General features: G+C 37.4%; 16 protein-coding genes, 2 tRNA genes and 1 pseudogene. 1 reads left to right on the top strand and 18 read right to left on the bottom strand.

Annotation, left to right across the window (positions count from 1 at the left end):
* The 14 genes and pseudogenes from KAS42_05715 to KAS42_05650 all read right to left on the bottom strand — a co-directional run.
* Nucleotides 1-189 (bottom strand): permease (locus tag KAS42_05715; protein MCK4905713.1); only part of this gene is annotated, 189 nt, incomplete at its 3' end.
* A complete protein-coding gene (locus tag KAS42_05710; GenBank protein MCK4905712.1) occupies nt 186-473 on the bottom strand; it encodes a GIY-YIG nuclease family protein in 288 nt (95 codons plus the stop codon). The genes KAS42_05710 and KAS42_05715, both read right to left, overlap by 4 nt.
* 67 nt (nt 474-540) lie before the next feature.
* The gene (locus KAS42_05705) at nt 541-876 is read right to left on the bottom strand and encodes a winged helix-turn-helix transcriptional regulator (protein ID MCK4905711.1); all 336 of its coding nucleotides are present in this window, start codon (nt 874-876) and stop codon (nt 541-543) included.
* A 69-nt stretch (nt 877-945) separates the two neighbouring features.
* Nucleotides 946-1,485 carry a PTS sugar transporter subunit IIA gene (locus KAS42_05700; GenBank protein MCK4905710.1) on the bottom strand — a complete coding sequence of 180 codons (540 nt, stop codon included), beginning with the start codon at nt 1,483-1,485 and terminating at the stop codon, nt 946-948.
* A gap of 57 nt (nt 1,486-1,542) precedes the next feature.
* Nucleotides 1,543-2,277, bottom strand: a complete 735-nt coding sequence (locus tag KAS42_05695; protein MCK4905709.1) for a ComF family protein — start codon at nt 2,275-2,277, stop codon at nt 1,543-1,545.
* Between the two features lie 46 nt (nt 2,278-2,323).
* A tRNA-Ala gene (locus KAS42_05690) sits at nt 2,324-2,396 on the bottom strand.
* Nucleotides 2,397-2,731: 335 nt separating this feature from the next.
* A complete protein-coding gene (locus tag KAS42_05685; GenBank protein ID MCK4905708.1) occupies nt 2,732-2,941 on the bottom strand; it encodes a cold-shock protein in 210 nt (69 codons plus the stop codon).
* A gap of 404 nt (nt 2,942-3,345) precedes the next feature.
* Entirely contained in the window at nt 3,346-4,116 is a 771-nt protein-coding gene (locus KAS42_05680) for a hypothetical protein (GenBank protein MCK4905707.1), read from the bottom strand.
* Nucleotides 4,117-4,138: 22 nt separating this feature from the next.
* Complete coding sequence (locus tag KAS42_05675) at nt 4,139-5,089, bottom strand: two pore domain potassium channel family protein (protein ID MCK4905706.1); 951 nt, start codon at nt 5,087-5,089, stop codon at nt 4,139-4,141.
* A 297-nt stretch (nt 5,090-5,386) separates the two neighbouring features.
* A complete protein-coding gene (locus KAS42_05670) occupies nt 5,387-5,755 on the bottom strand; it encodes a peptidoglycan-binding protein (protein MCK4905705.1) in 369 nt (122 codons plus the stop codon).
* Nucleotides 5,756-6,053: 298 nt separating this feature from the next.
* Nucleotides 6,054-6,767 (bottom strand): DNA repair protein RadC, encoded by a 714-nt coding sequence (radC, locus tag KAS42_05665; GenBank protein ID MCK4905704.1) that lies wholly within the window; start codon nt 6,765-6,767, stop codon nt 6,054-6,056.
* Between the two features lie 86 nt (nt 6,768-6,853).
* Nucleotides 6,854-7,126, bottom strand: a pseudogene (locus tag KAS42_05660) (hypothetical protein).
* A 134-nt stretch (nt 7,127-7,260) separates the two neighbouring features.
* Entirely contained in the window at nt 7,261-8,148 is an 888-nt protein-coding gene (locus KAS42_05655) for a Fic family protein (GenBank protein MCK4905703.1), read from the bottom strand.
* 626 nt (nt 8,149-8,774) lie between these two features.
* Nucleotides 8,775-8,848: transfer RNA gene (locus KAS42_05650), tRNA-His, on the bottom strand.
* Nucleotides 8,849-9,123: 275 nt separating this feature from the next.
* Here KAS42_05650 and KAS42_05645 point away from each other — a divergent pair.
* Nucleotides 9,124-9,510, top strand: coding sequence for a prepilin-type N-terminal cleavage/methylation domain-containing protein (locus tag KAS42_05645; protein ID MCK4905702.1), 387 nt, complete (start codon nt 9,124-9,126; stop codon nt 9,508-9,510).
* Between the two features lie 60 nt (nt 9,511-9,570).
* On the opposite strand, the gene KAS42_05640 is transcribed toward KAS42_05645, so the two are convergent.
* From KAS42_05640 to mtnP, 4 genes are all read right to left on the bottom strand, one after another.
* Entirely contained in the window at nt 9,571-9,909 is a 339-nt protein-coding gene (locus KAS42_05640) for a PilZ domain-containing protein (GenBank protein MCK4905701.1), read from the bottom strand.
* Nucleotides 9,910-10,032: 123 nt separating this feature from the next.
* On the bottom strand, nt 10,033-11,631 hold the full coding sequence (locus tag KAS42_05635; GenBank protein ID MCK4905700.1) for a YifB family Mg chelatase-like AAA ATPase: 1,599 nt from the start codon (nt 11,629-11,631) through the stop codon (nt 10,033-10,035).
* Between the two features lie 17 nt (nt 11,632-11,648).
* Complete coding sequence (gene pyrE, locus KAS42_05630) at nt 11,649-12,230, bottom strand: orotate phosphoribosyltransferase (GenBank protein MCK4905699.1); 582 nt, start codon at nt 12,228-12,230, stop codon at nt 11,649-11,651.
* Between the two features lie 64 nt (nt 12,231-12,294).
* Nucleotides 12,295-13,109: S-methyl-5'-thioadenosine phosphorylase (gene mtnP / locus KAS42_05625; protein ID MCK4905698.1), on the bottom strand; the 815-nt coding region annotated here is incomplete at its 5' end.

Here is a 13,109-nt window from a genome sequence, read left to right as displayed (position 1 = left end):
AAAAACAGATATGGCGCCGGCAATAAAGAATGCAGGGACAAGACACAAAATCACATGTTCTCGAGCATACCATTTTACAAGCGCAAGCGCTTCGAAAACGGCATTAGAAAACCTTAAATTCTCTATCGGCAAATAGAAAAATCCTAAAAATACCGCAAAAATATAAAAAAGTTTTTTCCATTCTTTCATCCAGCTCTTCCTTTTAAAGAATTTTTAATTCTCTGCTTAAGTTTCGCAATACTGCTACCAAAATGTTTTAATTTCTTTTCCCTTTCAAAAGCATCTATCTTTGATAAATAAGCCTCGCAATACACTAACTCCAGCGGTAGATATTTTTTCGTCGAAAAACATTTCCCTGAAATATGTTCACTAATCCTTTTAGGCAAATCGGATGTGTAGCCGATATATGTCCAATCCCTTTGACTATTTCTTAGTATGTAAACATAGTAAAAATTAGGAAGGGCTGGATTCATATCTATTCTAAATCCTCATACTCTTTTTTAAATTAATAAATGTCGCTAAATATCAATATATTTTCCTTTAACTTAATCTCACTGCTTTTTTAAGCCGTTTTCTGTCTTCTTGAATAATTTTTTCATCATTTAACCAATCTTTTATCAATTTATTTATAGCAATGTGATGCTCGTTGAACTTTTCTTTATTGATGGAATAAAAAACCCATAAACCGTCGCGTCTATCAGTAATAAAACCCGCATTTTGGAGAATTCCCAGGTTTCGCGATGCTCTTGACTGGGAAATATTCAGCGCCTGCATTATTTCGCAAACGCATATTTCATTTCGTTCTTGCAGAATCTTTAGAATTCTTAATTTCGTTTCGTCAGATACAGCTTTGAAAACTTTTGTTAATTGTCTCATTTTATTACTTCCTTATATTCGCATAGCCAAATATATTGTATTAAAAAAATGCTTCGTGTCAACATCTTGTCATTTCTTGGAATCGGTTCCGGTGTATTTCGTTTTATCGTTTTTTATTTTTACCGGCTCGGGCTTGCCGAAGCCAATATTAAACCCTTCAAGGAAACACATTATTTTATCCATATCTTTGGTTTTTATGAGTCTCTTCCTAATCTTTTCATTTTTACAAAGTCTGGCAATGCCTGCTAAAACTTGAAGGTAGGTTTTAGTTTCGCTGGGAGGACAGGCTATCATAAATATCAGATGAACTGGTTTATTGTCTAAAGATTTGAATTCAATTCCTTGAGAGGATTTCCCCAAAGCAACAGTCAGTTCCATTACCGTGTCGGAACGGGCATGCGGTATAGCTATAAATCCTCCTATAGCCGTACTTTCTAATGCTTCTCTTGTATTTACGGCTTTTATAAATACATCCTCATTTTTAATTATTTCCGCTTTTTTAAATTTAGAAGCCATTTCTTTAATCGCGCCTTCCTTATCCTTGGCTTGAAGTTCAGGTATAATCAGGTCTCTTTCTATAACTGCTGTCAGCATCTTTTCTCCATTCATATTATCCAACTTTAAGTTTCAACAAATGAGAATTATATGTATTGTGTCGATTATATGTCAAATCTCGCCACTACAGGCAAGCGTTATTATGTTTATTTGTTTTACTTTGGCTTTCCGAAGCTCTTTTGCGCACTCGTTTGCGGTTGCGCCAGTCGTAAAAACATCATCTATGAGAAGGATTTTCTTATTCTCTAAAATCCCAGGATTCTTAACCTTAAAAGCTCCTTTTACATTTTTAAATCTCTCCCTGCCCAAAAGCGCTGTTTGAGAAAAAATCTTTTTGTGTTTTATCAATTTGTTGAATAAAACAGGTATGCCTGTTTTTTTACTCACTTCACAAGCCAAAAGTTCAGTCTGATTATAACCTCTTTTTAATTTCTCATACCAATGCAAAGGAACCGGAACAATAAAATCAGATTCTTTTAAAAACGGTTTTTGAGAAATTATTTCCGTAAAAAATCCCGCCAAAAATCTATCTAAATAATCATTTTTGCTGTATTTAAAAAGACAAAGAAGTTCTTTGAATACTCCGTCATATATGGCAACGTGAAAAGCCTTGTCAAAAAAAATCTTAGAGTTTTTATTACACTCGGAACAAATAGCCGAATTGGACAGCCTGCCACATTTTTCGCATATAGAAGTAATGACAAACTTTATTTTTTTAAAGCAACCCGAGCAAATATATTCGTTGTTTGATTCTTCCGCAGAAAAAAGCAAATTACAAACAACGCACTTCAGCGGATAAATAAGACTGATATAAGACCTGTAAAACTTGCGAATAATTTCAAACACAGGCTCGTTTATTAACTAAACTATCCATTATATTTTTTTGTTACGGTGGAGCAGACCGGGATTGAACCGGCGACCTCATCCATGCGAAGGATGCGCTCTCCCAGCTGAGCTACTGCCCCAATTGCGTATTTTACTTAAATGCCAAAACAACTGTCAAACCTCCCGCTTGCCCGCCTCTGGGCAAAACCAAGAGTTTGCTCAAAGCGGGCAGGGCACATAAAAGCATCAAGAGGTTTGAAGAATTTTTTATTACCCGCCTGCTTGTCCCGGTGTAACATCGGGGCGGGCAGGACCGCTGAGGTTTTCACTAAGAAGATGCTTTCTTCCAATGCCCGTTGGAACACGATATCTAAAAAACTAAACTATTCTTAGATAAATATATGATTCCAAAACCGAAACCCTATACCTATAATTAGAGTTGTTGCTCATCCCAAGAGAGCGCCATTTTACATTTCTAATCTGATTCCCTAGTTACATTTGAAGCCTGCGGACCTTTCTCGCCCTTTGTGACTTCGAACTGGACTTTGTCTCCTTCCCGCAATGTTTTGAACCCGGCGCCTTGAATAGCGCTATAGTGCACAAAACAATCTTCGCTTCCGTCTTCAGGGGTAATAAATCCATACCCTTTCTTTTCGTTAAACCATTTTACTGTTCCTACTGCCATATTTCTGTCACCTCCCTTTTTTCTATATACAGCCCCGCCCATACAATCCGCAACACATAATATTTACTAATCTATTAAATCTTCAGATACCCTTCATCCTTTCATATATAAAGCAACATCTGTCCATAGCCCAGATATTTCAAGCTTTCATTCACGTAATTAGGCAAGAAATTTTACAAAAGCGGATAAAAAAAATACCGCGAGGGAAATCCAACTTTTTCCCTTCACGGTTTTGAAATCGTTTCCGCCTTCTGCCCCTCTGGTTCTAATTCTTACTGATACCAATTTAACTATATCCTATAATATTATTGCGAGATTCTAAACGGATAATTTTATTTTGTTAAGCCCTTAATATAATTTATATTCTTTCTATATGCGCTACATAGAAAAATATATTTAAACTTCTAAAAATGAATTGTCATAAAAAAAGTGTAAGCTTGCTCGTCTATGAATCTGCCTTCCAATCCAATTGTTGCATTTTCGGTACATATAAATTCGCAACCCAAAAAAATTCCGACTTTATTTGCGCTATTTAACGTTTTTTCAGTATCTATGCCGCCTGCTTTTGTCTTTAGTGAAGTTTTTACATCCGAATATTTTATTCCGCCATATCCTATGAAATTTTCTGTCAACCCACTCAAACCTAAAGCCGCTTGCCATTCCTGGTAATTGCAACCTAAAGATACATTGGCATCATCTCGGCAAAAACTAACACCATCAATTTTAACCTTGCCCACATTCGGGTTAGTTTGGCGATATTTTACATCCAGCCCCAATCCTAATCTATCCGTTATTTTATGAACCAAAATCGTAGTTCCTGCTCCCCAAGTAAACGCATCCTCTGTTATATATTTAATATCTACACCATCAACTTCTTGTTTGAATTCTCCGTCAAGTAAAGTGCCCAATAAAATATACGGTTGGACCCTATCATTCATGAATATCCCCGTAGCCTTCAAAGTAGCCCAATTGGACCGAGTAATTTGAGCGTCGTTTTGTAATTCTCTATCCGTAACAAAATCCCCTTCAAAAGTGATATTTGCAGGGGTTTTTGAATCAATCTGCACGCCAAGCAAAGGCCTGCCAAGGACATGAACAGGAGCGCTAGAACTTCCAAAGGGGAAACTTATAACCAAACATTGGATTAACAAGAAAATCAAAAATTTCTTAATCATAACTCCTCCACTCAAAATATGATTATTTTCTGACTCGTTTCTGCGAAGCTGAATTACTTTTTTCTTTCGGAACATCCACATTTATTTCTCTCTGTATAATCTCGTCAAGCTTTTCCAAAGAAATAGATAGGGGTCTTCCCTCTTTGCTTTTCGACAAAAGCTCAGGAAGATTACCTTTAATAACGCTGTCCGCCGCCCAAACATTATAGACCATAGATTCCGTAGCTAGATCTATATCGTATCCCTTTAATATAGCAAGAAATATTCCCTCGTTGTTAGTAATTCCTTCCCAATCCTTCCCGTCAAAGTAACTATCTTTTTTTATCTGATGAGCTACTTTCCAAGTAAAAGAAAAAACCGGCATGTCTGGAGGAGTCAACGCTAAAAGATACCAACGTCTCGTAAATGTCCCGTTTTTTAAGGGAATAATCTTCATAAAATAAAAATTAACATGAACTCCCACCAAATCATTTGCTCTTAAATTCGTTACGCGAAATAAAAGTGAGGTAACGCCTTCATGTTCATCAAAGGCGATGTTTTTACTGAAATGTATTCTAATACGAGCGCGACTCAATCTGGCGAAAATTAAGGCGGTAAAAACACCCATAAACATAAGTCCGCTCACAGCTTCCAAACCCGCGAGAGCTCGACCTAACCCCACTGCTCTTATATCGCCGTACCCAAGTGTAGTAATAGATGCTATGCTAAAAAATAACGCATCCCAAACACTAACCCAAGTCCCATTAACCCCCGAGTAGCCCAATTGGAGAGTATTGGTAAAATAATAAGACAAGCCGAAAAGAAGAGTTACAAGTGACAGCAACAAAATAGTCCAGAAAATAAAAAGAGACCACGGCAGAGATACCAAATAATGATAGGTATCCTCTTGAAATCCTTTACCCAAAAAATTCTTTTCAGGGGCAAGGATAGCTACAAGTTTTTCATACCCCAATCTCTTGTCTTTTTTATTCACAAAACCTCAAACTGAAAAAACTTTATACGATAATTTAAAAACACCTAATCACAACTTGCCTCTTACTAATGAGAGCACTTTATACTTAACATTTCATATGCGAGCTGTCATTCCCTCCCCTGTTTTCACAGGGATAAACTCCAGCGGGAATCCATTCTTGTGAACTGTCATTCCTGCGTGTAGTAAGCAGGAATCCAGTAATAATTTTTTTCGTAGATACTATTTTAGATTCCCGCCTACGCGGGAACGACACACAATGTAAAGTGCTTTCTGCACTCCTTAGTAACTGTTTTAAGGTTATTTCATATCCAGATATTGTTGCAAGTTGTCCCATGTTTCTTTGCCCACAACACCATCAGCTTTAAGTCCATTTGCTTCTTGAAAATTCTTTACAGATTGAATTGTCTGCGGACCCATTTTCCCATCAATTTTCCCCGGGTCAAAACCCGCAGTGTAAAGCGCTAATTGGACTTTCTTTGTAAAATCATCCGCTACTAACGTAGTTTTTACTTCGGTTGTGGCTATGCCCTTTAAAGACTGCAATTCACTTGATAAAGCCGTAATTTTAGTTTCCAAATCTATCGTTCTGTTTTTTTCTTGAGAAAGAAAATTTTGTAAACTGTCTAATTTTGATTTGGTTTCTTGAGATAATCGCTCAACACTCATCTTATAAGCGTCTCTTTGCATTGCAAGCGTTTCATTTTCCTGTCTCAATCGGTCAACTTCACCTTTTAAATTTTTTTCGCTAACAGGAGCTTTCATTGTAGCGCAACCCGAAAATACCAAAACCAAAGACAATAACACCATAAAAGTTGCAATTTTCATAAATACCTCCTTTACATATTTACCCCTTAGGTAAAAGGGACCGGTTTTAGAAGCGATATTTTAAAATTCTACATTCGGGATTATATCACAAACAACAACTTTTGATATCAAGCATTTGATAGGTTTTACCGTCGCAAAATTACATTAATTTTTCATCCGCAAAGCTGAAATACCTATCATCGCCAATTATTATATGGTCAACCGCTTTTATATTAAGAGTATTACTTGCTTGAACAAGCTGGCGAGTAAAATTCTTGTCTTCCTGGCTTGGATTTGGGTCGCCGGAGGGATGATTATGCAAACAGATAATTGACGAAGCAAAATTCTCGATAGCTTTATGTAGTATCTCTCTTATTATAGGATTTGCTTCGTTCACAGTCCCTTGTTCGATTTCCGCTATGTCTATTATCATGTTTTGCGAATCAAGAAGCAAAACTTTAAAAATTTCTATTTTTAAATCTCTCATCCTTGGCATAAGAATTTGCGCCGCATCTTTGGAAGTTCTTATTTTGGGCCTGGTTTCTTTTATCTCGTCTTCTCTAAACCTTCTTCCAATTTCTATCGCCGCTCTTATTTGAGATATCTTTGCTTTCCCAACTCCTTTAAACTCTTTCCACGCGGACATATCGGTATGAGACATATTTCTGAAAGTTTTGAATTTCTTCAAAATCTTCCTCGCCAAATCTATTGCGCTGTCCCCCTTTACCCCCGTTCTTAACAAAATTGCCAAAAGTTCCGTATTGGATAATTTATGTTCGCCGTCTTTTAAAAGTTTCTCTCGAGGTCTATCTTCTTCAGGCCAAGATTTGATACCGGAGACAGGATATTTCTTGAGATTTTTTGATTTTTTCATATTGTTTATCCGCGATTATTATGAAACGCTTTCCTCGGTTCAAGCTTTAAAACTCGTAACCAACTCCGAAAATTTTTTCGGTCTATATTTGTCCATCCTTTAATTTGCCTGCCGGAAGAGTCATAGAAAGCAAAAGCGTCTTGTTTATTGCTTTTTATACGTTCTGTTCTTGGCTCGTCAATATGTTCGATTGTCTGAAATGGCAAGGTAAGATTACAAACTTCCTGCGTCTTTTCGTTCCATACAAGTTCGACTTCGCGGTCGTCGGCAAATAAGAGGAAGCGGTATTTGTCGGGGAGGGGTTTTCCTTCTTGCAGATATTTTATCGCGTCTCTTTTTTCGTTATCCGTTAATTTCATTGGGATAATTTTTCAATAGAACTCTTTCTTTTATTTTAGTATCTGCCGCTATTATAGTAGTTTTGAAAAAATTTTGACTATTTCAAGAGACAAGATTTTAGCTCTGGGTCAATATATTCCGCTCGTGTTTCAAATTATTTTTTATCCTGCCTTACGCCAATTTTCCAAACGCCTTTTTCAAGAAAAGCCTCTATGGTTTGGCGATTTGCTTTATTGATTAAATTAGAATGCGATGTTTTATACTCTTTGGCGTATTCGGAAAGCGTAATAATACGCGTACCTTCCAGATACGCAAGACGCTTATGATAACTATTTGTAAGCGATTTACCTACTATTTCCTCCATAATTTCCGTAACGCCTTTTTCGTTGAACTGTTTAAACGCTTCATAATACATTACCTTGTCAATGAATTTAATATTAACAGGCACAAAACCTTCGCGTATCAGCAAATAATTATTTATTACCCTTCCTATGCGGCCGTTGCCATCAACAAACGGGTGCGTCTGCTCAAAAGTAAGATGCAGTAGAGCAATGCGCTTTATAATATTTGCATGGCTTAATGCATTATATCCGGCAAGCATTTTCTCTAATCTTTCTTTTATCTCTTCGGGTCTTGGGGCTATATGGTTGGCAACTCGAACATATTCTCCTGCCTTGCGAAATCTCCCGGCAACATCGTCTCGTATATTCGCCATAAGCATTTTGTGAAGCAGAAGAATAACATCAAGAATAAGTTCCTGTTCTTTGGCTTTTGTATCAATATAAGAAACTACACGCGCAAGATTTTTCGCTTCAAAAATTTCTCTCTCGGAAATATATCTGTCCAAGTCTATCTGTAAAAGTATTTTTTCCGTATCCTCAAGCGTGAGAGTACTGTTCTCGATAGCATTAGAGTTATACACCTGCTCGGCAATCTCCGCCTCGCTTAAGATTTTTATAAGCGATTCCTTGCCGATAGATGCGGCATAATACCGTTCTCTTAAACAGCTTATTGTATTAAAAACATATAGTGTCTTTGACATGCCTAAATTATATATCTTTTCACGCTTTTGTCAACATAACCGTGAAAAACCCTTCAAAAAACACATATTTTCACGGTTTTGAGCCATACGACTAAAGACCTATCCCCTTGTCATTCCTGTGAAAACAGGAATCCAATGATATAAACTCTCCATCGGGAATCTAATCCTACATCTCCCCATTAAACGCCTTTTGTAATATCGACTTCTTCAATCCTGCATCAATCCAGCTTTGAGCCTCTTTTTCGCCCACCCCACCGCTACGAGATTTGTTGTCTTGTGTGGGGAAGATGCATACAGCCTAAACTCAACGCAGATACCTGATAATCAAGCTTTCCGAATTTTCTGTACTTCATAAAAAAATCGCACAGTACAAATATTATATCTGGGTATTTTATAATCTCCCCTTGATTTTAAATTTGCTACACACATCCATTATCAAATTCCAAATCAAAGCAGGGGGGACAATTTTATCGGCTTTTTTGTTTGCTCCTTGCGTAAACCATTTGAAGATTTCCTATGGAATCTTCACTGTAATCCCCCCTTGATTTTAAATTTGCTACACACATCCATTATCAAATTCCAAATCAAAGCAGGGGGGACAATTTTATCGGCTCTGCCGATAAAATTGGGGTGGCTAACGGGATTTGAACCCGTACAAAGAGAGCCACAGTCTCTTGTGCTACCATTACACAATAGCCACCAATTTATCTCGCCTATTTAGGCGGATCTGACTGGGATTATAGTGAATAAGAGAGGGATATTCAACCCCCGATAGAGATTGAAAAAACGTTAAATATTCATTAACCGCATGAAAAATCATCTCACTATTTAATATTTGATATTCAACTTATTAAATCTCTTAGCGGGGTCAACCCTCTGCCTGACTATCCCTGCCGCTTGTTGCGCAAGCAAACAGATAAGGATGAAAAGAAAATCTTTGAAGCTTATTATATAAGTCAGGTATAATTGGCTTTGATGGATAAAAGCAAAGGGTTTACCCTTGCAGAACTTCTTGTGGTTATAATTATAGTAGGGATTTTATCTTCCTTGGCAATTCCTATCTTTAGACAAAGCGTAAGAAGAGCAATGGCTACTGAGGGCTATGCTTTAGTCGGAGCCATAAGAACGGCGCAAAGAACATATTTTGCCGAAAAAAATCAATACACTTCCAATTGGGTTGATATAGAGGGCAACATTGAAATAAGTAACAAGAAATACTTCAGTTCAGCCCCCCCAACCTTTACCGCAAGCGGCACAGGAAGTGGAGCTGTTTTTACAGCTACCGTTATCGGGGCAGGAGATGCATCCGGAATTACTATATCTATAAACCAAGCAGGAGTTATAACCGTAAGCGGATTATAACGAGACATTTAATGTTGGATTGTAGAATAGAAAAAAAAAACCGAAGACCTACATGTAACATCAATCATTATAAATAGCAGAGAATTTCAATTCCCCCAAAAATTCCAAAACTATTCCCTTTTTGTCTGTTTCAGATTTTTCCACTCTGATAACTTTACCCCGAGTCCTTAATATTCTAAAGTTGGCCAAATCATTAACAGGTAAATTAAAAACAATCATAGCATCTGTATCCAAAGGAAGTTCTTTCTTGCTCTTATAATAGACGCCTCCTGCGCTCACATTTGAACTATTACAACTTTTGCTGGATACAATGCCGTTTTTAGTTATCCACTGAAGATGCATAGGAAGATCCAATCGCAATCTTACATATCTTCTACGTTCCCGACCGTTTGCTTCCATATTCTCATCCCCTTGAAAAACCACACTCTTTTGCAGGAGTGTTTTTTTATATACCTATTTCCTTAAAACTTCACACTATACTATAAGAAATTTTTTAAAGAATCAACTCTACAAAAAAAAATTTTATACTTCAAGATTTCTATCAAGCACTCTATATTGAATTGCTTCGGCAATATGGGAGGATTTAATTTCCGATTCAGTTTCCAAGTCGGCTATTGTTCGCGCAACTTTTAGTATCTTGTGATATGCCCTTGCGCTTAGTCCTAATTTTGCCATAGCCTGCTTCAATAGATTTTTACCTTCTTCTTCTACATTACAGTAAGCATTGATATCTTTGTTGCTCATAAAAGCATTACAATAATATTTTTTGTGCTCGTCCCGTTGGGAGTTTACTCCCTTACGTGATTGGAATCTTTCAAACTGAATCACTCTTGCTCTATTAATGCGTTGCCTTATATCTTTGGATTCTTCCGAATCTCTGCTATCCGAAACTTCTACGAATTTTAACGGTGGGACCTCAATATGAATATCTATTCTGTCAAGCAGGGGCCCTGAAATCTTGGAACGGTATTTTTGTATCTGATACGGTGTGCATTTGCATTCTTTTTCGGGATGCGTGAAATATCCGCAGGGACAAGGATTCATTGCGCAAACCAATGTAAAACGGGCCGGATAACTTAAAGAGCCACTTGCTCTGGATATATTTATCTCTCCGTCTTCAAGCGGCTGGCGTAGCGCCTCCAAAACGTTTCGATTAAATTCCGGCAATTCATCCAAGAAAAGCACTCCGTTATGAGCAAGACTGATTTCTCCGGGATGAGGATATTGTCCTCCACCAACAAGCGCTATATCTGATGTTGTATGGTGCGGAGAACGAAACGGCCTTATGGCAACCAAAGGACTATTAGGCGCAATCAATCCCGAAACCGAATGAATTTTAGTTGTTTCAATAGATTCTTCAAGTGTTATGTCAGGCATTATAGTAGCAAGCCGTTTTGCCAGCATTGTTTTTCCGGCTCCGGGAGGACCAATCATAATCATATTATGTCCGCCTGCAATGCCAACTTCCAACGCTCTTTTTATATGATGCTGTCCTCTAACTTCAGAGAAATCCACTGCATACGAACGGGCCTTCTTAAAAATCTCTTTAAGGTCAAAATGAACAGGGCTTATTTCTTCTTCATCATTTAAAAATTTAACACATTGCGTTAAGTTCTTTATCGGATATACATTTAATCCTTCAATTACTCCCGCTTCAAAACGATTTTGGTGCGGGACTATAAGAGAATGTTTTCTTTCTTTGGTAAATATAGCTATCGGTAAAACACCTCTAGAGTTTCTTAACGTGCCATCCAAAGCTAACTCACCGATAAACATATAAGAAGCAAGTTTCCCTCCGGTTCTACGACCCGTAGAGGTCGGAGACTCTTTGTTTTTAATTTGTCCGGTTGCAGAAAGAATCCCAAGCGCAATAGGCAAGTCAAAACCGGCCCCTTCTTTTTTCACATCTGCCGGAGCCAAATTTATTGTTATTTTGCGATTTGGAAACTCAAACCCCGAGTTTTTTATAGCCGATTTGACCCTGTCCTTAGATTCTTTTACTGCAGTATCAGGCAAGCCTACTATGTTTATTGCGGGAAGCCCTCTTCCAACATCTACTTCTATTTCAATTAGTTTGGCTTCTATACCAACAACCGCCGAAGAATATATTTTAGAAAGCATACTTTAAAATAATTGTATTACTTTGTGCTTTTATTGCGACTCCCCAAATAGACAAGCGGAGTTTTCTTATCACACAAAGAACACGATTGGCTCGGATAATTTTGGATATCAAGATTTAGAAGCGATATTTTTTCTATTTCAAATTTAACTTTGCCGCCGCTTCTGTCCACAAGCGAGCCTACACCTACAATATTACATCCTTTTTCTTTTAAAAGTTGAATAATCTCGTTTAAAGACCCGCCTGTAGTTACCACATCTTCAACTACAAGAACATTGTCGTCTTTGTTTAATTCAAATCCCCTTTTAAAAGCCATCTTCCCGTCAACTCTTTCAGCAAAGATAGCTCTCACCTTTAAAGCCCGAGCGACTTCATGCCCGACAATCAACCCGCCTACTGCAGGAGAAACTACAACATCTATATTAGATTTTAAATAATTTTGCGCCAGTTGGCTGCATAGTTTTTGAGCTATATCAGGATATTGCAAAACCTTAGCGCATTGCAAATACATGGGGGAATGAAGACCGCTTGTAAGAAGGAAGTGCCCTTCCAGAAGCGCATTCTTTTCTTTAAAAAGTTCGTAGATTTGTTTCTCTTCCATCATCAGAAAAAGATTTTAACAGACTAATAGGATATTAACAAAACAAAAGGTTTTTAATTTGAAACTAAACTATATATTTACCAATGATAATCTGAAGTTCTTTTTTTCTTTTTTCCGGGATAATATCTGCGCTGGTAATAATCGCATTTTTTAAAGCATCTGCACAGAGACAGTTTCTTTCTTTTGGTATTAATGGAACCACATCTTTAATGAGGTCTTTTACCACTTTAATATTTTTTCCCAAGTTCTGAATTATCATATCAACCGTAACCACAGATTCCTCTTCATGCCAGGCATCATAATCGGTAACCATAGCTAATGTCGCAAAACACATTTCCGCTTCTCTTGCCAATTTTGCTTCGGGCATATTCGTCATCCCGATTACATCCATTCCCCAACTTTTATATAAAAACGATTCCGCTTCGGTGGAAAATGCGGGTCCTTCCATATTTATATAAGTGCCGCCTTTATGAACCGTAATATTATTTTTGACTGCAAGTTTCTTAGCCGTAGAATATAAGATATCCGAAAGAACGGAACAAATCGGTTCGGCAAAAGCAATATGCGCCACAACTCCGTCCCCAAAAAAGGTCATCTTTCTTGCCTGATTTGTTCGGTCAACGAATTGGTCTATGACAACGATATCAAGCGGTTTTATTTCTTTTTTGAAAGAGCCGACAGCCGAAATAGATATAAGCCACTGCACTCCCAGTTTTTTCATCCCGAAAATATTCGCGCGGTAATTCAATTCAGAAGGCATTATTTTGTGGCCACGTCCGTGTCTGGGAAGGAAAACCACTTCTTTGCCGTCTAATTCTCCGACTAAATATTCATCGGAGGGGTCTCCAAAATGAGTATTTATTTTAATCCATTTTTTAT

The sequence above is a fragment of the bacterium genome, assembly GCA_023135785.1.
In the GTDB taxonomy this organism is placed as follows: domain Bacteria; phylum CAIJMQ01; class CAIJMQ01; order CAIJMQ01; family CAIJMQ01; genus CAZNJA01.
Note: the sequence above shows the minus strand (reverse complement) of the source record. Positions and strands in the feature narration are given on the sequence as shown.